Origin of the sequence: Psychrobacter sp. DD43 (genome assembly GCF_904846555.1) — a bacterium.
GTDB classification, from domain to species: Bacteria; Pseudomonadota; Gammaproteobacteria; order Pseudomonadales; family Moraxellaceae; genus Psychrobacter; species Psychrobacter cryohalolentis.
In genome coordinates this window covers 88,327-112,539 of the sequence record NZ_CAJHBE010000008.1, presented here as the reverse complement: position 1 = coordinate 112,539, position 24,213 = coordinate 88,327, and the positions used below count along the sequence as shown (strand labels likewise).

Here is a 24,213-nt window from a genome sequence, read left to right as displayed (position 1 = left end):
TGTTCTTTAACAATGATAAGACTGTATTTCGACAGTTAGTTAGCTTTTTAACCCCTAAACCTATGAAAATCGGGTGGAGATGATTTTTTTGTCGTGTGCAGAGATGAATTATATAATTTGGAAAGCTGTTGAAGGTGCAGCGGCCTTCATGCAAAAACCAAATATTACTCAGGAACATGCATCAAATTCTATTTCTGGCAGCATAGAACGGATTTTCAGAAAGATATCTAGTGGCAACTGGTATCGCAATAAATCTTTCCGCGATGCTAGTCATCCACAGTCTGCTGTGGGCAAGGTGTTTTTTGATTATATGTTTGGAATAGAGGATTGTGGCTTTGACTGTACTCTGGATGAGCTATTTATTCCGTATAGGTCTAAAATGAAATTCAAAGCGATGGATTACTCAACACTAGCAAGGGTGGAAGGTTATGACCAAAAAACCAAAGTTAATAATATATTTATATTATAAGTAACTCTACTTTATCTAGACAACTATATAATAAATAGTCTTATACTGGTGACAAATTTCATTTTATGTCACTATTAAACTCAGTTTACTATGGACATAAATTAAATGTACCTATATCTATGTTTTTAAAGGGCTAGAGTACTTGTCACTAGTGGTTAATGTTACGGATACATGGGCACGGGCGGCTTCTTATCCTCTGGTATGGAATACGTGCTAGAGCTTAACCCTGATGCGGTCATGCGTACCTATGGGCAAGAGTTAAACCCTGAGTCTTATGCCATCTGTAAAGCCGATATGCTGATCAAAGGGCAAGAGGTGAATAACATTAAGCTGGGCAATACCTTATCCAGTGATCAGCTGGTCGCTGAGAAGTTCGACTACATGCTGTCTAACCCACCATTTGGGGTAGATTGGAAAAAGATATCAGGCGAGATCAATGACGAGCATACGCAAAAAGGCTTTGATGGTCGTTTTGGCGCTGGCTTGCCGCGCGTGTCTGACGGTTCTCTACTGTTCCTGATGCACTTACTGAGCAAGATGCGTCCGATTACTGCTACTGAGCAAGAAGCTAGTAATGGTCAAAATAGCAATCAGGGCAGCCGCATCGGTATCATCTTAAATGGTTCACCGTTATTCACGGGCGGCGCAGGTAGTGGCGAGAGTGAGATTCGCCGTTATATCTTAGAGGCTGATTTGCTAGAGGCCATCATCGCCTTGCCAAATGATATGTTCTATAACACCGGCATTGCGACCTACATCTGGATATTAAGCAATAAGAAAGCGCCTGAGCGTCGCGGCAAGGTGCAATTGATTGATGGTAGTAACCTATACAGCAAGATGCGTAAATCACTTGGCTCTAAGCGTAATGAGATGAATGATGACGACATCAAGACCATTACCCGCAGCTTTGGTAACTTTGAAGTGGTTGATGCGCGCGTACTAGATAAGGTTGATGAGGTGAAGTCTAGTCGTGGTCGTCAGTCTGCTAATCTTAAGATTGAGGCTGCCAAGACCTTCGCCAGTAAGATATTTGCCACCCATGAGTTTGGCTATCGCCGTATCACCATTGAGCGGCCGCTACGTCTATCGGCGCAACTATCTGACAGCGCCATTGATAGCCTACGCTATGCGCCTAAACCGTTCGATATGGTCATGTCAGCGCTATATGAAGCCTTTGGTAGTAACTGGACGACTGATAATGACAGTGACAGCTATGGTGATTTATCAGTGGTCACCTTAGAAGCCCGAGCGATGATTAAGGCGGACTTTAGCGAGCTGAAAGAAAGCCAAATCAAAGACGTGCTTGATTCAAAAGTATGGCAGTTACAGCTTGTGCTTATGAATAAAGCCAAAGCATTACAAGCGGCTATAGGCGCAAGCCAATTCGATGACTTTAATGAGTTTGATAAAGTGTTTAAACAAGCGTTAAAAGATACTGAGGTTAATCTTGATATCTCTTTAGATGCTAAAGAGAAAAAGCAGCTGATGGATGCCATCACGTGGAAGAATCCTGACGCAGCACCCGTCATTAAAAAAGCGGTCAAGGTTGCCAATCCGCTCTATGGTGCGTTTAGCTACAAAGCTGCCAATTCAGACAAGCCAGCCAAAATAGTCGAGTTCCAAACTGATAGCGATCTACGTGATTATGAAAACGTGCCGCTTAATCCTGAGGTGACGACCACTGAGTTGATTGAAAGTTATTTCGCCCGTGAGGTGCAGCCGCATGTGCCTGATGCGTGGATCAATGCCGATAAGACAGATGCTATTGATGAAGAGGTCGGTATTGTGGGCTTTGAGATACCGTTTAACCGTCACTTCTATGTCTATGAGCCGCCACGTCCGCTACAAGAGATTGATGCCGACTTGGATGCTGTTAGCACTGAGATTATGAAGTTATTGGGTGAGGTGCATTCGTAATGGCGAAGTATCAGCAGTATGCAGAATATAAAAACTCTGGGGTTGAGTGGCTGGGGGAGATTCCTGATCATTGGGGGCTTAGTAAGCTTAGGTATATGTTTTCATTTGGTCGGGGTTTAACTATAACCAAAGCAGACCTCTTAGATACTGGTGTACCTTGTGTAAGCTATGGAGAAGTTCATTCAAAATATGGCTTTGAAGTTGATCCAAAGAAGCATTATCTAAAATGTGTTGATGAAGGGTATTTACAATCATCTCCTTATGCCTTGCTTACTAAGGGTGATTTAGTGTTTGCTGATACTTCTGAAGATATAGAAGGTTCAGGGAATTTTACCCAGTTAGTTAGTGATGATGTAATTTTTGCTGGTTATCATACAGTTATTGCTCGCCCTTTTGACCGTCAATGTAGTCGCTTTTATGCCTATTTGATGGACTCTAAGGAAATAAGAACTCAAATTAGACACATGGTGAAAGGCGTTAAAGTTTTTAGTATCACCCAAGCTATTCTTAAAGGGGTCGAAATTTGGTTGCCGTCTTTAGATGAAAGACAAACCATAGCCAACTTCCTCGACCACGAAACTGCCCAAATTGATACCTTAATTGATAAGCAACAAACCCTCATTCAACTGTTAAAAGAAAAGCGCCAAGCCGTCATCAGTCATGCCGTGACTAAAGGCTTAAATCCTGATGCGCCGATGAAAGATTCGGGTGTTGAATGGTTAGGGGAAGTGCCTGAGCATTGGGAAACTTGGAAGCTATCATATGCATTTAATTCTATTGGGTCTGGCACGACACCCTCAACAAGCGACGATAATTCTTTTAATGGTACTGTTCCTTGGGTTACAACAGGTGAGTTAAGAGAAAATGTTATAACAGATACACTAAAAAAAGTATCTACACTAACAATGAAAAAATATTCGGCACTAAAAATCCATCCCTCTGGATCTGTTGTTATTGCTATGTATGGTGCGACTATTGGCAGAGTAGCAATACTGGGTGTTGATGCTACTACAAACCAAGCATGCTGTGTTCTTTCAGACTCTAAAGTTATATTTAATAAATTTCTATTTTATTGGTTGTTTGCGTATAGGAATGAAATTGTTCAACTGTCATCAGGAGGTGGGCAACCAAATATCAATCAGGAAAAGGTTGCATCTTTGAAAGTTGCAGCGCCAGAAATGGACAAACAAATTAAAATAGTAAACCATTTAGATGACTTAACCTTGAAAATTGACACTTTAATGGAAAGAGCTAATAAGCAAATTCAACTCATGCAAGAACGCCGCACCGCTTTAATCTCTGCCGCCGTCACTGGCAAGATTGACGTGCGCGGCTGGCAAGCGCCTGATGTGATTGATGATGTTGAAGTAGAAATTGAATCCATAACATAATACTAATAATAAGAACCACACCATGACTCAGACCAGCACTGCTATTAACGCGCACAACGTCACTTATGAATCTGTCTTCCAAGCCGATATCGTCAGCCAAATGCAAGCGCAAGGCTGGCAATTGGGTAGTCCTAACGGCTATCAAGCAGAGACCGCGCTATATGAGCAAGACGTGCTAGACTTTGTGCAGACCACCCAGCCGCAAGAGTGGGAGAAGTTTTGCCGTACCTTTCCTATCGACTCTGAGCGTCACTTCATCGCCGCATTGGTTAAGCAGTTAAACAAAGCCGATGAGCAGTCCACTGATAGAGCGTCGCGCACTTACGGCACATTGGGCGTATTGCGTCATGAGTTAAAGATTCGTAATGCGCGTTTTAGCTTGTGCCAGTTTAAACCTGAACATAGCTTGAACCCTGAAATCATGGCACGGTACGAGGCCAATATCTGCCGTGTTGTCCCTGAGGTAGTCTATAGCCCTCATGCCAGTTTAAAAGACGGCGCTGATGCTAATGACAAAGTCGCTAAGCGTAACCGTATTGATGTCGTGCTATTCGTCAATGGCATACCCGTGACGACGATGGAGCTAAAGTCTGAGTTTAAGCAATCGGTACAAAACGCTATTACTCAGTATAAGAAGACACGCCTGCCAAAAGACCCTGATACCAAAAAGCCTGAGCCGCTACTAACGTTTAAGCGCGGCGCATTGGTACATTTTGCCGTCAGTCAATATGAAGTCTATATGACAACGAAGCTGGCAGGGGACAGTACTTACTTCTTACCGTTTAATAAAGGTACTAAAGCGGGCGGTGCGGGTAATGATACGCCCAGCGATAGCAGCCGCTATGCTACTGATTATCTATGGAATGAAGTACTCACCCCAGACAATCTCTTGGCCATTCTCGGCCATTTTATGCACTTGCAGATAGAGGAAGAAGAGGACGCGATTGGGCGCAAGTCTAAACGCGAGACCATGATGTTCCCACGCTATCATCAGTGGGATGTGGTGACTAAATTGGTTGATGCTGCCGTGACCGAAGGTGCAGGGCAAAAGTATCTGATTCAACACAGCGCAGGCTCAGGCAAGTCTAACTCTATCGCATGGACGGCGCATCAGCTATCCACGCTATACAACAGCGACGGCGATAAACAGTTTCATTCAGTGATTGTCATCACCGACCGTACGGTGCTTGATGACCAGCTCCAAGAAACCATCTATCAGTTTGAACATGCCGATGGCGTGGTAGGTAAAATCAATAGAAAAGAAGGTGACGGCTCTAAATCTGAGAAACTTGCCGCCGCACTGGTAGATTCACAGCCCATTATCATTGTCACCATTCAAACCTTCCCGTTTGTGCTTAAAGCCATTGAAGATTCAAGCGTCCTAAAGTCGCGCCGTTATGCCATCATTGCCGATGAAGCACACTCATCACAGACCGGTTCTACAGCTCGCCAGCTTAAAGAAGTACTGGTCTCTGGTGATATAGAGAATAATGCAGACGATGACGCGCCGCTATCTAGCGAGGACATATTGGACGCCACGCTTGCTGCCCGCCGTAGCAGTCCCAACCTAAGCTACTACGCCTTTACTGCCACGCCTAAACCTAAAACCATCGAGCTGTTTGGACGCTTCCCTAATCCTGACTTGCCAGCATCGAAAGATAACCTGCCAGCTGCTTATCATGTCTATTCAATGCGCCAAGCTATTGAAGAGGGCTTTATCCTAGATGTGCTAAAAAACTACACCAACTATAAGGTGGTCTATCAGCTCAAACAAAAGCTTGCCGCTGCTGATGATGAAGTCGATGCACGCCGCGCTAAGATTAAGCTCAATAACTGGGTACGCCTCCATGAGCACAATATCGCCCAGAAAGTAAAAATCATCATTGAGCACTTTAATGACAACATCAAAGGCTTACTTGGCGGCCAAGCCAAAGCGATGGTCGTGACGGGTTCACGTAAAGAAGCGGTACGTTACAAAATCGCTTTTGATAACTATATCGCTGAGTACGGCTATAGAAACATCAATGCTATGGTGGCGTTCTCAGGTGAAGTCACCTTTACTGATAATGATCCTGATAGCAGCGCATTGCTTGGCGAGAAGTTCACCGAAAGTAATATGAATATCGGACTCAAAGGTCGAGATATGCGTAAAGCCTTTGACAGTGATGACTATCAAGTGATGCTGGTAGCTAATAAGTTCCAGACAGGCTTTGACCAGCCTAAACTCTGCGCTATGTATGTCGATAAGAAACTGACGGGCGTGGACTGCGTACAGACCTTATCACGGCTTAACCGTACCTATAAAGGTAAAGCGGAGAGTGGCACCTTTGTCCTCGACTTCTTTAATGATCCTGAAGATATTTTAGAGGCCTTCCAACCGTATTATGAAACCGCACACTTAGCGGACGTGTCTGACCCTGATCAAGTGTTTGATCTCTACGAGAAGCTGCGCGTTAGTGGTATCTTCACTAAGAACGAAGTCGAGCAGTTTGTTGAAGCCTTCTATAGCAAGAATAAGTCTAATGCCGCCATTAGTAATATCTGCAAGCCCGCGGTCGAGCGTTGGCAAAAGCGCTATAAGCTGGCACGCGAACAAGCACAGCATGCTAAAGCAATGCTTGAGCGTACCAAAGCGACGGGCGATGTGGTGCTGATGACCAATGCCGAAAACGACTATAAAGGCTTTAAAACCGATCAAGATGCGCTGGAGATCTTTAAAAAGGATTTAGGGACATTCACCCGTCAATATGAGTTTATGTCACAAATCGTTGACTATGACGATAAAGAGCTGGAGAAGCTTAGCCTATACGCACGCAATCTACAGCCGCTACTGCGTGAAAGCTTTGATGATGAAGATGAGGTTGATCTAAGTAATATTGTCATGAGCCATTACCGTGTCTCAATTCTCCATCAGCAAGACCTAAAGCTACAAGAGGGTAGTGGGGAACTAGAAGCGGGCGGTGGCGCTGGTACGGCCACGCCTAAAGATATAAAAGAAGCGTTTTTATCGCAGGTAATTGAGCGCTTGAATGAGGTGTTTGCTGGCGAGGACTTTACCGAGAACGACATGGTTAATTTTCAAAACACCATTTGGGATAAAGTCACCGAAAATGAGATTGTGGTCAAGCAATTCAGTAATAACAGTACGGATCAAATCATGCTGGGTGGTTATCCTGATGCCGCAATGGATGCGCTATTTGAGAGCCAAGAAGCTTATGAGGGCATGACCATGCACTTATTGTCTAATCCTAATCAGTTTAAGAAATTTATTAGATTGATGCTTGATACGAAGTTGGGTGCTGAGGTTTCAGGATAGGTTATACAGAAAATTTAAGGTAACAAGGGGTTCTATTCATCTAGGTGAATAAATCCCTTTTTCCTGCTTACTCGTGATTCCAAATTCCTTCTCTGATTCTGCTGTATCTATTACGTGTTAAGCGATTGGCGTGATTCCAATATTCTGAAAAAGGCGGGTTTTGCTTCCTAATTTTCTTGATTCCACGGTTTTGCTTCCAAGTTTTTCGTGTTCAATCGATCAAATAATGGCGGTATGGGTAATCCAAAGCCAAGTCGCTAGCCCTAAACTTGGGGGTATCTGTTAATGCAGTCAATATGTTCAGATGGGCTTATGAGCGTAGTATCATCAGGCACAAAAAAGGCAGACCATACACGCCTGCCTATATGATTAACTATTATTATCAGCTCTGATACTGTACTGCCAAAACTGACAAAACCAAACGCTAGGTAATAAAAAAGGACGCTATTTTTAAATAACGCCCTATAACTGCACTGACGAAACTGACGAAACTGACGAAACTGACGAAACCTATATAAGCTCAGTTAATTTGGGGTTAATCCAGTAGCGTTCTGTTGGTCTGCCACCTTGTCCTGTGCTTTTTACTTCTTTATAGTCGAGCCAGTCATATTCTATCAATACGTCAAGTGCTGTTTGGACGGCATTATCATCAGTTAAGCCTTTCCAGTTCTTGCGCTTTAGACTGCGAGCGGTAAAGCCGTGGCTAATCCAATCGGTTTTGTCAGTTTTATCACTTGGCTTTTTAAGTAATGCCAGTATTTTATTAGCTAATAAAGACGCTTTGAGGTGCGAATTATCAGTAATACAGCTATACACTCTAAGCATGTGCGTTTCTAACATATCACCCCACGCAATCGCTGCCCTTAATGCGTTAAGGCTAACCCCACCTAAATAGCTGCCAATCTCGATACAATCCACTAAATGAAATATCAACGCTAGAGCTGGTATCAGTCTGCCATATTTAAGTAAGTGCTGAGCTATCACCTCATGTTCTGTATCATCAGCTTTGGCTTGTAGTGCATCGTACCAATCCATAAAAACTTTGTAAGCATCATCAGCAAAACGGAAGTAAGGGCGCTTGTAATACTCGTTTGACTCATTAGCGCCATAGCTGGCAAGTTTGCCCTCAAAAAGCCCATCAGCGGCTATAAATAATTCGTACACGGCATCGCGGCTTTCCCTATCGACTGCTATGTCTTTTTCTTTACGTCTTGGTAGTGGGTCAGGGTAAACCATCATCTGAAAGCGTTGCATCAAGCCATCATTGCCTAACCCTCGCATGGTCTGCTCTAAGTACATCTCTAATTTATCAGGCTGTATGCCGCCCATGACCGATAAACAATGATTTTCAATGAATAATGAACCACGCCCTATTCTGTCCACCATTTCGCTACCTGTGCCGTTGAACCCTGATAGATAAAATGCCCTTTGTTCTTGCTCGCTGTCCTTTTCAAGGCTGGCTAAAAATCCTGATAGTTCATCACGAAACTGTAATACACCATTGTTATTTTGGTTCTCGATTTCGCCCAGCTTTTCCATAGTAATATTACCTACCATATGTCTGCGCGGTATGGGTATGCTTTCATCTTGCTTTTTGCTGTCTGCTATAAAGGTGGCTTTTTGTCGTAAGTCACCATCAGTAACTTTGTCCGTGCCGTCATCGTCATCAGTTTGACTAGCCAGCGTATCAGCGAGCTTCTTTAACTCCTTTTCGGCTATCTTGGCTTTACTGTCATTAATGAGCTTTTGGGTTTCATGTTCTTGTTTATTCAGCTCATAGTCTGCCCGTGCTTTACTGACTAGGTTATCAATGGGTTTCATTGCTTCTGTAATTGATGGACTTTTCTTACTAGATGGTTTGCCTATAACTGCACCCCATAGATTAGGCACAATATCCCAGTTATCATAGCGTTTTGGCATGATAGCCACCTTGGTGCCAATAACGCTCCCTAGTGCCACTACTAACGGTACTGCTACAAACTCAATCGGTACGCCTAGACGTTCGGCTGTATTGATAGCATAGTTATATAGGGGTTCAGGTAGCATGTCAGGCGTTATGCTGGTCACTGGTGGCAATATGTGATTGATAGGTTTGGGGTCTCCCCATGCGTCAGCTTGTAAGTTGGTTATAGTGGTTTTACTGTCTGCCAAAATAGCCGCATAGCTTAAGCCGCCATATTCCAAGTGTTCTAATACGGTTCTATCACTGGTAACTACCACATTTACGTTATGACCTGCCAGCGGCTTACCTACCTCGTCCACTTTGTCCAATGTTGTACAGATAGTGATGGGTCTGTCTTGTGAAAAATGCTTAACCGTGTCATTGAATAACCATTCAGTAGGGCTAATAGCTATCGTTACATGCTCGTTGATTAAGCATTTGGCTAAGGTTATGCCATCGTCAAAGTTATCTACTGCGATAAGCTCGCTGTCATTGCTTCGTGAGCCAATAAGATAGGCGGACGGCTGGCTAGTGTCGGTTATGATCGGAGTGATATTGTCATCAGCATATAAGCATCGTAAGCTTGTCGGCTCGTAGTTTTTGTTATATAAAACCATTCCTATAGTGCCTACTGTGTCCAGCTTATCTGCTGCATTTTCTCCTTTGATTGGTGTTACCTTTTCATCAATAACTATTAAGCTTCTAGGGTTCAATAATGGGTAGTTTTGAGCTAAAATAGTAAAGTCTGATAGTGCTTCGATAGTTGCTACTGGATAGTCACCTAAGATGCTAGATAAGCCCACCTTGCCGTGGGCTTTTTCTTGGCTGTCGGTTTGTGCTGTGGTGGTCATCTAGTTCTCCTTGCTTGTGACTGGTTCGGCTTGCGCTGCTCTCCATACTTCTCATAGTAGCTTTTACGCTTGGCATACTTATGGCTTTGCTTTGGCTGCGGGTAGTTTCTCATTAGCTGCCCACCTTAATAACGAAGATTTTAGGTTCGTTTTGCTGGCCAGCCACTAATGATATAAGTAAGCCAATGGCTACTACCTGTGCCATAAAAATGATAAATCTTAGCAGTAGGCCACGCTTGCCAGCCTGTTTGTCGCTGTGCTGCCCGTGGTCGGCTTTTAGATTGGTTTCAGTTTCATTACTACTCATGGCTTGATACCTCCGCTTGTGGTGCTGACAACATGCCGTCTAGCTGGTCGGCTATGTCCTCAGTGGTGGCGGCATTGTCCGATAGCGCCATGATGACCGCGTTAATCACGCCACCTGATACCGCGCAATCTACTTGCACGGCTTGCAGTGCCATTGCTAAATGACCTGCATCAATACTCAATAATACTATCTGCTCATTGATACTTTCTAACTGGTCGGCTGATACTACTATTTGATTACTCATTGATTGATACCTCGTCTTGTGTGATTAGCTCGCCCATGATGTCCGCGCTCATTTTGCTGGCGTGTTCGCTGTGTGCCAGTAGCGCGGAACGTACCGCCACAATCACGCCCTTGCTTGCTGGATCGGCTGTTTCAATCAGGTTCAAAGCATAAGCAAGGCTTTCACAATCGTTCGATACGTCTTGCATGTAGTCGTCCACATGGCACAGCGTATAAGTGTCCACGGCCACTAGGCGCGGTTTTAAGACTTCTAATTGTTCGGTCATGCTCATGGTGTCACCACGCTGTCTGTAGTGTTGGTTGGCTGGGCTATCCAATAACGCTTAAACTGTTTGCCATTTTGCGTGACCATTTCATCATCAATGCTCACACCACTAGCGCGTAACTGACTGATCCGTTGAGCCAAACAAGTGATTTGATGAAGACAGATATAGTCCCATATGGTGATAGTTGCGTCTGTCATTAGGTGCGCCATCATAATTTGGCTATAGGTTTGCTTGGTTGGCTGTTTTGAGGTAATCATGGCTTATACCTCGCTAGTAGTTGCGGCATGACTGGCAAGCCATGCATTAATATCAGACAAGCGCCATAGACTAGACCGTCCGATTTTTACGGGGGCTGGGAATTTATGCTGATTGATTAGATGGTAGATATGTTTGGCACTAAAGCCAGTAATACCGCGTGTGGCAGCTTTGGCTGTGACGGTGCGCTGTTGGCCTGATCGGGTGGTATAAGTCTTGGCTTTACGCTCAGGTTGATTGGCAAGGTCTGCCATTCTTAGATATTGGTCGACTAAGGTCATGATAATTTACCTCGTAGCTATTAAAGGAATTGCCAGTAATGGCGGGTTGCTATGAGGTAAATAATAGAGGGTATTTATATACTGAAATAGACAGTATGGTAGGGAACTATTTCCCGACCATTAAATTAAGAGGTAAGATATTCAGAATGCATAATTTCCCAAAACTTAGTGTTTATAAGCTTTTTAATAGGGGGGTGGGTTAAAATGGCAAGTCATCTTTTTCATGTTCTGAAACGTTAATACTAGGCAAAATAGCGATTAATTCTTTGTGAATTTTTATTTCCTTGCTACTAGCATTAGAATGTTCTTCTAATGGTAGGGTATGTTTGTTTTTTGCTCGCCCACCCTTAGTTGCCCAATTAGAAATGCTTGCCAAACTTTCAAAAACTTTGACGCTCTGATTTTCTACTCCATACGATGAAGCGTTTTTTGATATCCAATTAGTCATGAACTGTTTATATGTTTCACCTTGTAGATCAGCTGTTTGAGCAACCTCCCAAGCTTTAACACATACTGCTAATTTAGGAGCGTAATGAAGATGATTTGAATCCATGTAGTCATCTTTTTTCCCGTTTGGAAATAGCAGAGGAGGATAAACACCTCTATCTTCGAGCCAGTTTTTTAAATCTTCTCTATCTATCATAGTTTCTTTGGGATCAATTCCATTCAAAACTATCCAATCGCTTTGCAAGTTAGATTGTGAAACTCGTTTTTCATTTAGGATTGATACTATGTTTGCTTTCAATCTGCCTACAGTTATAGAACGAGTTAATGATGTCTTAGCAATATTGAATGACGTTTTACTTGAATTTGTGTAGCTTCTATTTTGTTCATTTAAAAAGAAAAAATCATACTGTGAGTCATAGTCCACATCACTTGGTGATGCTCCTGAAATTAATGCAGCTGCATCATTAATGCTTAGTATGTCCATTAGCCTGAAGGACTCTGCATCGGTAATACCAACATATTCCATAATTCACACCTTCTAATACACACTTTAGTATAAAAAGGTGCAAGGCATTACCGTCATAAAGGTGTGTAAAACTGACGGTGTTCGGGTAATTAATCCTAGCCTTGCAATTGGTTATGACAGCGATTGACGCTATCAAGTTCGGTTTTGTCTGTTATATCGCCCTTACCAATAGGTTTCGTCAGTTTTGGCAGTGTTATCATGACGCATAGTCATATTTTCATAGTTAAAATCAGCTGCTTCATGTTGTTAAATGTTGTTAAATGTTGTTGTTAAAGCTGCTCGGCAAGTTTGGCTAGTACCTCTTGTGATACGCCTTGTGCCCGTAAGCTCTTTATCAAAATATCTTTATCATGCAGTGCTATATCAGTCGCTTGCTCATTTCTGCTATCCATTTCTTTAGCGAGTTCATCAGGAGTCAATAAATCAAAGCTGATCACCTTGCCAGCCCGTAAGTCATCAAGATAGTTCGCCCAGCGGTGCATCATCATTTGGCGCTCGGCTAAATGCTCTGATAGGTCATAGCGTCTTCTGACGCTAGATTGTTCAAGGTGGGCGAGTTGTATCTCTATCAAACTTTCAGAAAATTGCAGCTCATACAGTCCTGTGCTGGCAAGCTGCCTAAAGCCGTGACCTGTCATCTTAGGGTAGGGATCATCTTTATAGCCCATACGCTGTAACGCCTGATTGAACCACGCTTCACTATAGGGCTTGTTTGACTCAAAGTTATAGAACACATAGCCTGTCTGTTCGGTCATGGGTCGCATATGCTCAATGATAGCCATGGCTTGCGGTGATAGCGGGATAATATGGTCTTGGCGCATTTTCATCTTGGCGGCTGGAATACGCCACACGCTTTTATGATAATCAATCTCTGACCATTCAAAGTGCCTAAGCTCTTTTGTACGCACAAAGCACAGCGTCATAAGCTGTAAACCTGCTACGGTCTGCTCATGGGCGTTTGGGTGATTGTTAAGATATTGGTCAATGTTACGGAGTAGGTCGGGGAATTGGTGCTGCTCTACCGCTTTCATGCGTTCGGCTTTATGTGGTCTGAGTGCCTTGTTGCGGCCAATGGCAAGGTTAATAATATCATAGCCTAGCGTATTAATAGCATACTCAAAGATTGAGCTAATCAGCCCCATACACTTATGCGCGGTTTCAGAGGTATGTTTGCCTTGCTGCTCGAAGGTCGCTTGAATGGCAAGCCCTGTCTTAATGATGTCCTGCGCGGTGATAGCACCAATAGGGTATGCGCCTAAGTGCTTTAAGATATGATTGTCTAAGAATCCTTGCAGCTTTCGCACGTTCTTAATCGTGGTCTTAGACTTTTCATCTATATAGCTTTTGGCAATGACTTTGAATAAGTCCTTTTGCTCAAAGTTATTCTTTTCGATGCTCTTATGGGCGGTGGGGTCGATACCAACAGTCAGTAACGCTTTAGCCTTGTCACGTTCGATACGCGCTTGCTTTAGCGTTACGTGCGGCTTGAATGAGGCGTCAATGGCTTGCTTTGATGATTTATAGATACCGATTTGATAGGTTTTCTGTTTTGGCTGAATATCCTTGTCCGATTGATAGCGGTATGATATTTGCCAAAACAATGAACCATTGGGGTGTTGTATCAGATATAGGCTATTACCATCGCTATGACGAGCGACTTTATCAGGCGCTGCCTGCTTGGCGATAGATTTCACGCCATTATCAGTTAATAAATAGTCTTTTCTCTTATTCATGCCAGCCCCAAAGATGTTAAATAAATTTTAACAACAAATTTAACAACATTCTATAGGTGCTACTAGGTAATGACAAGTAATATTGAAAGACTTGATATGTTGATAACAAAGGGGTTTAGAGGTTTTAGGTAATGCTAGGGAAGGGGGTAATACGATGATTGGTGCGCTCGGCGGGAATCGAACCCACGACCCTCGGCTTCGGAGACCGATACTCTATCCAACTGAGCTACGAGCGCAAAAGTGCCTAAAAATAAAGACCGCTTAGTCTAACAAATAAAAGTCATAAAGCCAATGAATGAAGCCAGCTATTGAGGTTTTTTAAGAAAAAACAGCATAGTCCGCAAACAGGCATGGCAATCTACCCGTCTTTTCCCTTATAATGTCAGGGAGAATCCATATTTATAATCACCGATTACAAGTGCGCTCGCATGCGGGATGGCTGTTTGCTATTGACAACGGTTTGTTGTCAAAGGAGGACAGACAGAATGTCTAAGTCTTGCTGACCCTTGTATACGTAATAAGAGAACGTGACGAATGAGAAAAGTAGTTATGTTATCGGCAGCTGCCATTCTAGGAATCGCTAGTATCGCTGTGAGCCAAGCTGAAAGTGCTATAGATACACCCGTTACTATATCTGCTGTCGCAGAAGGCAAAGAGGTTGTCGAAAATGCCCCTCAAAAGCTAGGTGATGAGCCTCAAGCGGCGGCTGACACCACGGATGGCGCTGCTTCTGCTGATGCAACTGCACAAGCAGACGCGACAGCAACAGATGCACCAGCCGAGGCAACTGCGGCAGCCGCACCAGCTGCTGTTGAAGAGCCAATTCCACAAGATACGCCGCAAGTACAAAAATTGATTGCGTTATATCCGAACCTGATTGCTCGTATTCAGCCTGTTGCCAAAATATGTTTTGAAGAAGATGAAGTTTGTGACGTGACGGCTCGTTCTGCTGGTCCAGCTGCAGGCGATGGTCCTCGTGATGGTAAAGCAGTCTATAACGCGGTATGCCAAACTTGTCATGCGTCAGGACTGCTTGGCTCTCCTAAGTTAGGTGATGCGGGTGCTTGGGGACCTCGTATAGCAAAAGGTAAAGATACCCTATATACCCATGCTATCAATGGTTTCAATGCTATGCCTGCCAAAGGCGGCGCAGATATTCCTGATGAAGAAGTGCAAAATGCCGTTGATTATATGGTTGGTGAAGCCAGCTAGTTTTTATGGCTAAGGTGCTTTAATATCGCACTTTAAAAGGCAATAAATAAAAAGCACTTATCTCATAGTGAGGTAGGTGCTTTTTTATGTATGATTGATAGGACTCATGTCGTCGTTATGATATACCACCGTTGAAATAGCTTCCCTTAAGCCTCACATTAATACACGACAGCAACGATTATAAGAATTGGCATGCTGATACAGCATTTTTTAGATTAATCATTCATAAAGAGGTATTCATGTCTGAAGTACCAGCACTATCGATTCAGAATTTATCCAAAACTTATAGCAACGGATTTTCGGCATTAAAAGATGTCAGTCTTACGGTTCCGCAAGGGGGATTTTTTGCGTTACTGGGACCAAATGGTGCTGGTAAGTCAACGATGATTGGTATCATCAGCTCGCTCTTTAAGCCAACAGCGGGTAGTGTCCATATTTTTGGTACGGACTTGTTATCTGATCCCTCAAAAGCCAAGCAGTTTTTGGGCGTAGTACCGCAAGAGTTTAACTTTAATCAGTTTGAAAAAGTTGAAGACATTCTTATTACTCAAGCAGGCTATTTTGGCATTGCAGCAAAAGAAGCAAAACCGCGTGCAGAGAAGTTGCTCAAAGCTTTGGGACTTTGGGAAAAACGTGACAGCAAATCGCGTGAGCTCTCAGGTGGTATGAAGCGTCGATTGATGATTGCACGGGCGCTCATACATAAGCCACGTCTATTGATATTAGATGAACCGACTGCTGGGGTTGATATTGAGCTACGCCGCTCAATGTGGGAGTTTATGGAGCAGATTAATATTGAAGAAAACACGACCATTATTCTAACTACGCATTATCTTGAAGAAGCTGAGCAGCTGTGTAAGCGTATCGCGATTTTGGATCACGGTGAAATTCGTATCAATACTGAAATGAAAGACTTGCTTGCGCAGTTATCGGTTGAGACTTTTGTCTTTGATGTGGCGACTCCGTTAACACATCAAATAGTATTAACTGGTGTGACGGATGTCGTGCAGCCGGATGATTTGACGATTGAGGTAACATTGACAGAAGGTGAGTCGTTAAATGGTGTCTTTACTCAATTGTCTGAGCAAGGTATTACGGTCGCGAGTATGCGTAATAAAGCCAACCGTTTAGAAGAGCTGTTTATGCGTCTGGTAGATAAAAGCCTACATGAACCTTTAAGCTCGTAGCTCTTTAGCATTAGCTACCTTTGAAAGTTGGGCTTTATAACGAATTTTTATGAATAACAAGACCGTATTAATAAGTCTTCATTCAACATATATATTAAATAGAATAATCAGATAAGCAACTCTGTTTGCACTAGAGACTATTTACTCTAGCAAGCATAGGCGCTTAGGAGAGATACCGCATGAACTTTGCACAACGCTGGATTGCATTTCGCACTATTTTGGTCAAAGAAGTGCGCCGGATTCTACGTATTTGGCCGCAGACGTTATTGCCGCCAGTCATTACCATGAGCCTGTATTTTGTCATCTTTGGTAAGATGATTGGACCACGTGTGGGTGAGATGGGCGGTGTGCCGTATATGCAGTTTATCGTGCCTGGTTTGATTATGATGGCAATCATCACTAACAGCTATTCTAATGTGGTCTCAAGCTTTTTTAGTGCCAAATTCACCGCCAGTATCGAGGAGCTTTTGGTCTCGCCTGTATCAAAACATGCTATTTTGATGGGCTATATCAGCGGTGGTATTTTCCGCGGATTAGCGATTGGTATCATTGTCTCGATCGTGGCGCTGTTCTTTACTGATTTGGGTATTGAACATTTATTTGTGACCATATTTACTGTCCTTGGCACCTCTATTCTGTTTTCATTGGGCGGCTTTATCAATGCTGTATTTGCCCGCTCTTTTGATGATATCTCCATCATTCCAAGTTTTGTATTAACGCCGCTGACCTATCTTGGCGGGGTGTTCTACTCGATGGAAAACTTATCACCATTTTGGCAAAATATCTCATTATTGAACCCAATCGTCTATATGGTCAACTCATTCCGCTACGGGATTTTGGGCTATTCTGACGTCAATGTCTGGTATTCAATGGGCGCTATTTTTGCTTTTTGTGCGATATTTTATACCATTGCCTATCGACTATTAAGTGACGGCTCGCACGTACGTTTGTAGGAAGAATAAGGTTTATATAAATCTTTCATTCCGTTCGAGCACTTGAACTGGTTAATAATTTTACTAAAACTTTAAATGTTATTTAATTTCAATCATTACTATTAGGAAATACCAATGAGTATCCACGGTATCTTGGGTGAACAAACCACTGATTATCCAACTGAGTATAGTCCAGAGACGTTATATCCGATTGCTCGTAGTATGGGGCGAGAGGTCATTGGTTGGCAGGATGATAAGCTAGAGATAGGTATCGATTGGTGGCAGGCATTTGAGCTGTCATGGTTAAATGAGCAAGGTATATCGCAGGTCGCGATAGCACGCTTTGGCATTCCGGCAAGCTCGCCATTTATTGTTGAATCAAAGTCATTGAAGCTTTATTTAAATAGTATCAACTTTACTGAATTTGGTAGTTGGGAAACAGTACAAACGCTGATAGCGAAAGATTTGTCGAAATGCGTACAAGCTGAAGTTAACGTTGAATTGTTTGACTTAGAGGATGAGCATTCAGGGCTATTGATCGCTCAGCCTTATGGCATTTGTATTGATGATGCACTAGCGGACAGTACTGAGAAAGTAGCATTAACGCTGCATCCTGATGCGTCATTATTAGAACATGATTCAAGTGATGCTAAAATATCAGAGGGTAAAACTTTTAGCTTTTATTCTAATCTATTACGTAGTAATTGTCCGGTGACCAATCAGCCAGATTGGGGGACATTGGCAGTTTCAATAACCACTAATAAGCCAGTTAATAACGCAAATATGCTGCGTTATATATTAAGTTTCCGTCAGCATAATGGCTTTCATGAGCAGTGTGTTGAGCAGATATTTGCTGATTTGAGTCAATACTATGAGCCAAGTGAGCTCATGGTTCGTGCTTGGTATACACGTCGAGGTGGTATTGATATCAATCCTTGTCGTGTGAGCGATATTGCATTATTGCCTGTGCCTAGCCGTTTGATTCGTCAATAATAAAAGCATTGTGAATGGTTGTTAAATAAACCTCTAAGAATAAAAAGCGCCTATCTCATATAATGAGATAGGCGCTTTTTATGGTACTAATTTTATCGTTGCACTATTTACCGCTGACTTTAGCTACTACTTCATCACGGCTAAGTAGTTGCTTCTCACTATCACGGCGATTAACGTATTCGTACTTGTCTTCTGCCAAGTTACGGTCAGATACTACGATACGATGCGGAATACCAATCAGCTCAAGGTCAGCAAACTTCACGCCTGGGCGTTCATTACGGTCATCAAGCAATACATTGATACCAAGAGCTTTTAGCTCCTCGTACAATGCCGTTGCTGTTTCCATAACGGTGTCTTCTTTTGATTTCATTGGCACGATAGCGACTTCAAAAGGTGCTAAAGAATCACTAATATCTGGCGTTGATGGCCACATAATGCCGTTTTCATCGTTGTTTTGCTCAATAGCAGCAGCGATAATACGGCTGACGCCAATACCGTAACAACCCATCATCAAAGTGACTGGCTTGCCATCTTCACCTGAAACAGTGCAGTTCATCGCTTGTGAGTACTTATCACCCAACTGGAAGATATGACCGACTTCGATACCACGTTTGATCTGTAGCGTACCTTTACCATCAGGAGAAGGGTCGCCTTCGTGTACATTGCGAATATCAACAATACGGGTGATATGCGCGTCACGCTCCCAATTCATACCCGTCGTGTGCTTGTTAATTTCATTGGCACCAGAGACAAAGTCTGATAGCGCTGCTGCTGCACGATCTACAAAGACGGGCATATTAAGCTCAACGCCGATATAGCCTTTATGCAGACCAGCGGCTTTTAGCTCTTCTTCCGTTGCCATTGTTAAAGGAACATTGGCTTCTTCAATTTTTTCGGCTTTTATGGTGTTTAGTGTATGGTCGCCGCGTAATACCACAGCGATAAGCTGCGGCTCACCTTCTGGCGTATGACCTTGCACAATCAATGTTTTGACGGTTGTGGCAAGTGGAACATTTAAATGCTCAGCAACGGCTTCACAGGTTGGCATATTGACGGTATCAATATTCTCGCGAGCCATCGTTGCAGGCTGGCGTTCTGCCGTACTCACAGATTCTGCAAGCTCGATATTGGCAGCATATTCAGACGAATCAGAAAAAGCAATATCATCTTCACCGCTGTCTGCTAAGACGTGAAACTCGTGAGAGGCAAAACCACCGATTGAGCCAGTGTCTGCTTGTACCGCACGGAAATCAAGACCTAAGCGTGTGAATATGCGCGTATAAGCGTCATACATCTCATCATACGTCTTTGCCAGTGATGCTTGGTCAACGTGAAATGAATAGGCATCTTTCATAGTAAATTCGCGTGCGCGCATCACACCAAAGCGTGGACGAATTTCATCACGGAACTTATTTTGAATTTGAAAGAAAGTAATCGGTAATTGCTTATAACTGCGCAGCTCGCCTTGGGCAAGATTGGTGATGACTTCTTCGTGAGTCGGTCCCAATACAAAATCGCGGTCATGACGGTCTTTAAAGCGTAGTAGCTCAGGACCATAGTCATTAAAACGTCCGGTCAGCTGCCAAAGCTCAGCAGGCTGAGTCATCGGCATAAGCACTTCTTGAGCACCGATATTTTGCATCTCTTCGCGAACGATACGCTCGACTTTTTGCAATACGCGCAAACCCATTGGCAACCAGATATATAATCCAGAAGCGATTTTGCGAATCAGACCGGCTCTAACCATTAATTGGCTTGAAGCGATATCTGCATCACTGGGTGTTTCTTTTAACGTGGCAAATAAAAATTGACTGGCTTTCATAAATAAAGCGGAACCTTATCGACGATAAAATAAATAAGAAATAGTAGGATGTTGAGCGTGTGGTTTGATAGCCGACGCAAGATTACCTGTTATTACTTGGTAATAGTGTAGGACATGCCCTAGCTAGAAAGTACTACAACAGACAGTACGCTAGTAAGCAGTGCGTTCGTAAACAGCATTTAAAAAAGGATATAACATATTATTTTGTATAAAAATACCAGACTTCATCGAGCGCTGTCTTTAGCATAAAGCTCGAAAAATACCTGTATACCGATATTTTAAGCATACAACCTGACTATGTTAGGTAAAGTTCGCCTAAGACGCAATGACTTTTTGTTTTTTCAGAGCGAAGGTTACTTAAAGGGTTGAATCAGACAGCTATAACTCGATTATTTACCAGTTCTAAATGTATTTATAGCAAATGAATAAGTGGTTTTTGAAAAGGGCAGTATTGGTAATTATGTAGAGTATTGGTAGTCATTACTTGAAGTTGCTGCTTAAAAATGGCATTTATCATCTAGTATGTCGTTTTTTGTGTAGTTCTAATAATAGGGCATTATAAAAATAATCGATAAAACTATGATAAAACCACAAAGGTGTTTATATGAACAGTTCTGATAATCGAACTCCTATTAATACGACTTCTTCAAAAGCGAAAAAATCCATCGCTATGATGTCGTGGATCGTATTGCTTGCTGGTCTCGCAGCCGTCATTTTCGCTATCTATACTGTGCAGAATATTACCAAAGAAGAGCCCATAGAAACCATCACTCGTGAGGGTGTGGTGACACAAATTCAGAACTTGAATCGTTTGGAGACGGTGGCATTCAGCGTTGATACGGTGATTACTAGTCAGCGTTCAGGCAGTTGGATGAAGCTATGGCAAGATGAGCAAAAGGCGCTATTTATTACTCGTGGTCGCGTAGAGGCAGGCATTGACTTGAGCGCATTGACACCTGAGATGGTACAAGTGATACAGCCTACGGAGTCGGAAATAAATAATGCTGAAAACGCTGATGTTGATGCCTCCGTTTCTATTATGCCCCAAATTAATATTACGCTGCCGCCATCAGAGATATTTTCAGTCTATCTAGATGATATTGAGATTTATGATTGGCAAACCGGTGCTTTTGGGATGATGCAAGTCGATCCAAAAATCTTACAACAAGCACAAAGTATGGCGAAAGAAGAAGTGCTTGAACGTGCTTGCCGTGGTGATGTCATGACTATGGCGTTAGAGAATGCACAAGTGCAGTTGCAACAGCTGTTTGCGTTAACTGGTGCAGTAGTGACGGTCACGACGCAAGGTGCTGGCTCGTGTCAGATGCCGTCAGTCGCTTCAGTATCGGCAACTGCTACGGTTAACAAATAATTAAACCAATTCTCAGCAGGTAATGGTTGTATAGTCAGGGAAAAGTAATATCGATACATCAAGTACTGCTGATATTCATTTTTCTTGCTTGCTGTGCCTACGCAGACAGAGGCTGCAAAAAATTTATACCAGCAGCACTGTAGCGTTTTTGAGATATTTTAACTATAGATATTACTCTTTTTTAAATTCAGCAATCGCTAATTGTCGTGCCAGTTTATGCTCAACGATTGGCACAGGATAATCAATATCTGCAAAGGTACCATTCTTACTCAGAGCCTTGCGCATTTTATCCTCGCTATGCAAGATGCTGGTAGGAATCGATTTTAACTCAGGTATCCAAGTCTTAATAAATATCCCATCAGGGTCATGGCTTTTAGCTTGGCTAAAGGGATTCATAATACGAAAATAGGGCGCAGAATCTGTACCTGTTGATGCGCTCCACTGCCAGCCACCATTATTAGACGCAAAGTCACCATCTATCAGCTGCTGCATAAAGTAACGCTCACCCCAGCGCCAATCAATCAATAAATCTTTAGTCAAAAACATCGCGGTAACCATGCGCAAGCGATTGTGCATAAAGCCTGTCGCATTAAGGCAGCGCATCGCTGCATCGACTAATGGCACACCCGTTTTGCCCTCACGCCATGCTGCAAAAGCATCTTCATCATATGACCAGTTGATTTTCTTATCAGTCTCATATTTATAAGCCTGATGGCGAATAAGCTTAGGCTTATAGTCTAAAACATGGCGATAGAAATCTCGCCAAGCCAGCTCGCTTATCCAGCGGTTGATATCGTTATTGTCACCGCTGTCAAAGTTGTCACCATCATTTCTATGTAATTCCCCTAGTGCCTGAGTAGCTTGTAAGTAGCACAGTCTAGGACTGATTGTTCCGATAGTAAGGTAAGCGGATAGCTGACTGGTCGCGTGTAAGCTGGGCGCATCGCGGCTCACATCATAGTTATTGATATCATCCGCGATAAAGCGCTCTAATCGATGACAGGCTTCCGCTTCGCCAGCAGGATAAGCAAGGCGCGCTTGGCTAATTTGCTTGTCCGTATCTATATTTTGATAGGATTCATGAGTTTGTAGATATTCTTGATAGTCGTGGACAGTTTTTTTGCACAATGCTTCTATATCTTGAGTAGTGTTTGCACTGTGTTCTGATAATGTTAAATTAACTTGTTTATTACCTATGATGGCAAGTGCTGTATGAATTTGTATGTCACTCACCTCCAAGGTATGCCGCCATTTTTTATAAAATGGGGTAAACACTTGATACATGCTGTCATCATTGGTAGTGATACTTTTCGGTGGTAAGATACATTGGTCATGCCAGCGGATAAACTCAATTTCGTTGTTTGCAAGTTGTTTGGTTAACAGTTCATCCCGCGCAACCTCATTACCTTCGTACTCATGATTTGCCATCACGCAGCTGATATTATTTGACTCACATAATGCGCTCAACGCAGCTATACAATCAGTGAAACTAGGGCAGATTTGCACGGTTAAAATGATGTTCAACTGGTGCAGTTTTTCTGCGAGGATAGGAAGTGTTCGCGCAATATGATCAAGCTGTGTAAGCGACATGTCATGTGCCTGCCACTGCTCAGGGGTAAGAAAAAAAACCGCGCTGAGCTGAGCATTGTCTTCGTTTGCACGCTCACAAATGGCAGCCAAAGCAGTATTGTCATGAACGCGTAGATCACGGCGAAACCACATGAGGTAATGCAACTGATGACTATCCTCGACTTTGTTGTGTGAATTATTTTTTATCGCTACCGCCGTTTTAGACATTCATCTATTCCCATATTAATCAATCGCAATCATAAACAAAACTATGAATAAAAGTATGCTAGGATAAGTTTTTGGATGCAATTGATTTGCTCCTTTATTAACAAATCATCATATTCAGTCTTTCGCAAGGTTACCTCATGCACGTTAAGTTTTGTGGATTTACTCAACTTGATGATATTAAAGCTGCTGTTAAACTCAATGCGGACGCCATTGGCTTTGTATTTTATCCGCCAAGTCCTCGTGCGGTTACAATCGAGCAGGCGCAAATATTGAGTGCTGCAGTACCGGCTTTTATCAGTGTGGTGGCTTTGGTCGTCAATATGCCTGAAGATGAGCTTATTGAACTGGCAAATCATGTCTCTTTTGATATTATCCAATTTCATGGCGATGAAACGCCCGAGCAGTGCCGTCAGCTGGCAAATCTCGTCAATAAACGTTGGATTAAAGCGTTGCGTGTCAATACTGAACAGGATGCGCTTGAGAGTGTGAATATGCAAATTGACAGTTTTGCCGCAGCAGGCGCAAGCAGCATTTTACTAGATGCCTACCATCAGCATAAGTATGGCGGTACAGGCGCACGCTTTGACTGGAGTCTGATACCGAATGACAGCTCACTACCGATTATCTTAGCCGGTGGACTTGATGCCGATAATGTCGCTGCCACTTATGACTTACCAATTTATGCCGTTGATGTCAGCGGTGGGATTGAGTCTGATAAAGGCAAAAAAGACGTTGGCAAAATGCATGCCTTTATGAAATCAGTCAAACGCGACCGATGGCAAAACGAGACGCTTAGCGAATCTTCGAATATAAGTAGTTAGCTTTACTGCTGTCAAATTGCCAAAGCAAACTATGTAAACAGTTTTCCCTATAGTTTTTCTAAAAAACAGATATCCTAAAAAATACCACTTATTACAGTAGGAATTACCATGAGTCATGTCGCTAACAAAGATG

At 42.9% G+C, this 24,213-nt stretch carries 19 protein-coding genes, 1 tRNA gene and 1 pseudogene; 10 read left to right on the top strand and 11 right to left on the bottom strand.

The features are described from left to right. Positions 1-148: 148 nt before the first annotated feature. The 4 genes and pseudogenes from JMX89_RS06415 (at position 149) to JMX89_RS06400 (ending at position 7,093) form a co-directional block, all read left to right on the top strand. On the top strand, positions 149-469 hold the full coding sequence (locus JMX89_RS06415) for a hypothetical protein (RefSeq protein WP_201551117.1): 321 nt from the start codon (positions 149-151) through the stop codon (positions 467-469). A gap of 174 nt (positions 470-643) precedes the next feature. Further along, positions 644-2,386, top strand: a pseudogene (locus JMX89_RS06410) (class I SAM-dependent DNA methyltransferase); the annotation flags it as partial. After that, positions 2,386-3,777 (top strand): restriction endonuclease subunit S, encoded by a 1,392-nt coding sequence (locus JMX89_RS06405; protein WP_201551115.1) that lies wholly within the window; start codon positions 2,386-2,388, stop codon positions 3,775-3,777. The pseudogene JMX89_RS06410 and the gene JMX89_RS06405, both read left to right, overlap by 1 nt. 22 nt (positions 3,778-3,799) lie before the next feature. Beyond that, positions 3,800-7,093 (top strand): type I restriction endonuclease subunit R, encoded by a 3,294-nt coding sequence (locus tag JMX89_RS06400; protein WP_201551113.1) that lies wholly within the window; start codon positions 3,800-3,802, stop codon positions 7,091-7,093. 510 nt (positions 7,094-7,603) lie between these two features. Here JMX89_RS06400 and JMX89_RS06395 read toward each other — a convergent pair. The 9 genes from JMX89_RS06395 to JMX89_RS06355 form a co-directional block, all read right to left on the bottom strand. After that, positions 7,604-9,886 carry a YfjI family protein gene (locus JMX89_RS06395; protein ID WP_201551111.1) on the bottom strand — a complete coding sequence of 761 codons (2,283 nt, stop codon included), beginning with the start codon at positions 9,884-9,886 and terminating at the stop codon, positions 7,604-7,606. A 112-nt stretch (positions 9,887-9,998) separates the two neighbouring features. Beyond that, complete coding sequence (locus tag JMX89_RS06390) at positions 9,999-10,193, bottom strand: hypothetical protein (RefSeq protein WP_201551109.1); 195 nt, start codon at positions 10,191-10,193, stop codon at positions 9,999-10,001. Next, the gene (locus JMX89_RS06385; protein WP_201551107.1) at positions 10,186-10,437 is read right to left on the bottom strand and encodes a hypothetical protein; all 252 of its coding nucleotides are present in this window, start codon (positions 10,435-10,437) and stop codon (positions 10,186-10,188) included. The genes JMX89_RS06390 and JMX89_RS06385 overlap by 8 nt, the downstream gene beginning before the upstream one ends. Beyond that, the gene (locus JMX89_RS06380; RefSeq protein ID WP_227673028.1) at positions 10,430-10,624 is read right to left on the bottom strand and encodes a hypothetical protein; all 195 of its coding nucleotides are present in this window, start codon (positions 10,622-10,624) and stop codon (positions 10,430-10,432) included. Before JMX89_RS06380 ends, JMX89_RS06385 begins: the two co-directional genes overlap by 8 nt. Before the next feature lie 80 nt (positions 10,625-10,704). Beyond that, on the bottom strand, positions 10,705-10,959 hold the full coding sequence (locus tag JMX89_RS06375) for a helix-turn-helix domain-containing protein (protein WP_201551105.1): 255 nt from the start codon (positions 10,957-10,959) through the stop codon (positions 10,705-10,707). A 3-nt stretch (positions 10,960-10,962) separates the two neighbouring features. After that, complete coding sequence (locus JMX89_RS06370) at positions 10,963-11,238, bottom strand: helix-turn-helix transcriptional regulator (protein ID WP_201551103.1); 276 nt, start codon at positions 11,236-11,238, stop codon at positions 10,963-10,965. Positions 11,239-11,437: 199 nt separating this feature from the next. Beyond that, on the bottom strand, positions 11,438-12,211 hold the full coding sequence (locus JMX89_RS06365) for a hypothetical protein (protein ID WP_201551101.1): 774 nt from the start codon (positions 12,209-12,211) through the stop codon (positions 11,438-11,440). A gap of 269 nt (positions 12,212-12,480) precedes the next feature. Then, positions 12,481-13,944, bottom strand: coding sequence for a tyrosine-type recombinase/integrase (locus tag JMX89_RS06360; RefSeq protein ID WP_201551099.1), 1,464 nt, complete (start codon positions 13,942-13,944; stop codon positions 12,481-12,483). 159 nt (positions 13,945-14,103) lie between these two features. Further along, positions 14,104-14,180 (bottom strand) — tRNA-Arg (locus JMX89_RS06355). A 298-nt stretch (positions 14,181-14,478) separates the two neighbouring features. Between JMX89_RS06355 and JMX89_RS06350 the strand changes: the two genes are divergently transcribed. The 4 genes from JMX89_RS06350 to queF all read left to right on the top strand — a co-directional run bounded on the left by JMX89_RS06350 (position 14,479) and on the right by queF (position 18,268). Next, positions 14,479-15,156 carry a c-type cytochrome gene (locus JMX89_RS06350; RefSeq protein WP_011512827.1) on the top strand — a complete coding sequence of 226 codons (678 nt, stop codon included), beginning with the start codon at positions 14,479-14,481 and terminating at the stop codon, positions 15,154-15,156. A gap of 239 nt (positions 15,157-15,395) precedes the next feature. Further along, a complete protein-coding gene (locus JMX89_RS06345; RefSeq protein ID WP_201530717.1) occupies positions 15,396-16,343 on the top strand; it encodes an ABC transporter ATP-binding protein in 948 nt (315 codons plus the stop codon). Positions 16,344-16,522: 179 nt separating this feature from the next. Further along, a complete protein-coding gene (locus JMX89_RS06340; RefSeq protein ID WP_020442790.1) occupies positions 16,523-17,296 on the top strand; it encodes an ABC transporter permease in 774 nt (257 codons plus the stop codon). A gap of 114 nt (positions 17,297-17,410) precedes the next feature. Beyond that, entirely contained in the window at positions 17,411-18,268 is an 858-nt protein-coding gene (gene queF / locus JMX89_RS06335; protein ID WP_020442791.1) for an NADPH-dependent 7-cyano-7-deazaguanine reductase QueF, read from the top strand. A 103-nt stretch (positions 18,269-18,371) separates the two neighbouring features. Here the strand turns inward: queF and JMX89_RS06330 are convergent, their stop codons facing one another. After that, positions 18,372-20,090 carry a proline--tRNA ligase gene (locus tag JMX89_RS06330; protein WP_201530716.1) on the bottom strand — a complete coding sequence of 573 codons (1,719 nt, stop codon included), beginning with the start codon at positions 20,088-20,090 and terminating at the stop codon, positions 18,372-18,374. Positions 20,091-20,694: 604 nt separating this feature from the next. Between JMX89_RS06330 and JMX89_RS06325 the strand changes: the two genes are divergently transcribed. Next, positions 20,695-21,462 carry a DUF4230 domain-containing protein gene (locus JMX89_RS06325; RefSeq protein WP_201530715.1) on the top strand — a complete coding sequence of 256 codons (768 nt, stop codon included), beginning with the start codon at positions 20,695-20,697 and terminating at the stop codon, positions 21,460-21,462. A 171-nt stretch (positions 21,463-21,633) separates the two neighbouring features. On the opposite strand, the gene JMX89_RS06320 is transcribed toward JMX89_RS06325, so the two are convergent. After that, positions 21,634-23,259, bottom strand: a complete 1,626-nt coding sequence (locus tag JMX89_RS06320) for a cryptochrome/photolyase family protein (RefSeq protein ID WP_201530714.1) — start codon at positions 23,257-23,259, stop codon at positions 21,634-21,636. 137 nt (positions 23,260-23,396) lie between these two features. Between JMX89_RS06320 and JMX89_RS06315 the strand changes: the two genes are divergently transcribed. Further along, positions 23,397-24,080: a phosphoribosylanthranilate isomerase gene (locus JMX89_RS06315; protein WP_011512834.1), complete on the top strand. Its 684-nt coding sequence runs from the start codon at positions 23,397-23,399 to the stop codon at positions 24,078-24,080. Positions 24,081-24,213 lie beyond the last annotated feature (133 nt).

Coding starts and splice junctions, on each gene's coding strand:
- JMX89_RS06325 (WP_201530715.1), top strand. CDS start 20,695: ATGAACAGTTCTGATAATCGAACTCCTATTAATACGACTTCTTCAAAA.
- JMX89_RS06415 (WP_201551117.1), top strand. CDS start 149: ATGCAAAAACCAAATATTACTCAGGAACATGCATCAAATTCTATTTCT.
- JMX89_RS06360 (WP_201551099.1), bottom strand. CDS start 13,944: ATGAATAAGAGAAAAGACTATTTATTAACTGATAATGGCGTGAAATCT.
- JMX89_RS06395 (WP_201551111.1), bottom strand. CDS start 9,886: ATGACCACCACAGCACAAACCGACAGCCAAGAAAAAGCCCACGGCAAG.
- JMX89_RS06345 (WP_201530717.1), top strand. CDS start 15,396: ATGTCTGAAGTACCAGCACTATCGATTCAGAATTTATCCAAAACTTAT.
- JMX89_RS06375 (WP_201551105.1), bottom strand. CDS start 10,959: ATGATTACCTCAAAACAGCCAACCAAGCAAACCTATAGCCAAATTATG.
- JMX89_RS06385 (WP_201551107.1), bottom strand. CDS start 10,437: ATGAGTAATCAAATAGTAGTATCAGCCGACCAGTTAGAAAGTATCAAT.
- JMX89_RS06350 (WP_011512827.1), top strand. CDS start 14,479: ATGAGAAAAGTAGTTATGTTATCGGCAGCTGCCATTCTAGGAATCGCT.
- JMX89_RS06330 (WP_201530716.1), bottom strand. CDS start 20,090: ATGAAAGCCAGTCAATTTTTATTTGCCACGTTAAAAGAAACACCCAGT.
- JMX89_RS06390 (WP_201551109.1), bottom strand. CDS start 10,193: ATGAGTAGTAATGAAACTGAAACCAATCTAAAAGCCGACCACGGGCAG.
- JMX89_RS06365 (WP_201551101.1), bottom strand. CDS start 12,211: ATGGAATATGTTGGTATTACCGATGCAGAGTCCTTCAGGCTAATGGAC.
- JMX89_RS06320 (WP_201530714.1), bottom strand. CDS start 23,259: ATGTCTAAAACGGCGGTAGCGATAAAAAATAATTCACACAACAAAGTC.
- JMX89_RS06340 (WP_020442790.1), top strand. CDS start 16,523: ATGAACTTTGCACAACGCTGGATTGCATTTCGCACTATTTTGGTCAAA.
- JMX89_RS06370 (WP_201551103.1), bottom strand. CDS start 11,238: ATGACCTTAGTCGACCAATATCTAAGAATGGCAGACCTTGCCAATCAA.
- JMX89_RS06405 (WP_201551115.1), top strand. CDS start 2,386: ATGGCGAAGTATCAGCAGTATGCAGAATATAAAAACTCTGGGGTTGAG.
- queF (WP_020442791.1), top strand. CDS start 17,411: ATGAGTATCCACGGTATCTTGGGTGAACAAACCACTGATTATCCAACT.
- JMX89_RS06315 (WP_011512834.1), top strand. CDS start 23,397: ATGCACGTTAAGTTTTGTGGATTTACTCAACTTGATGATATTAAAGCT.
- JMX89_RS06380 (WP_227673028.1), bottom strand. CDS start 10,624: ATGCAAGACGTATCGAACGATTGTGAAAGCCTTGCTTATGCTTTGAAC.
- JMX89_RS06400 (WP_201551113.1), top strand. CDS start 3,800: ATGACTCAGACCAGCACTGCTATTAACGCGCACAACGTCACTTATGAA.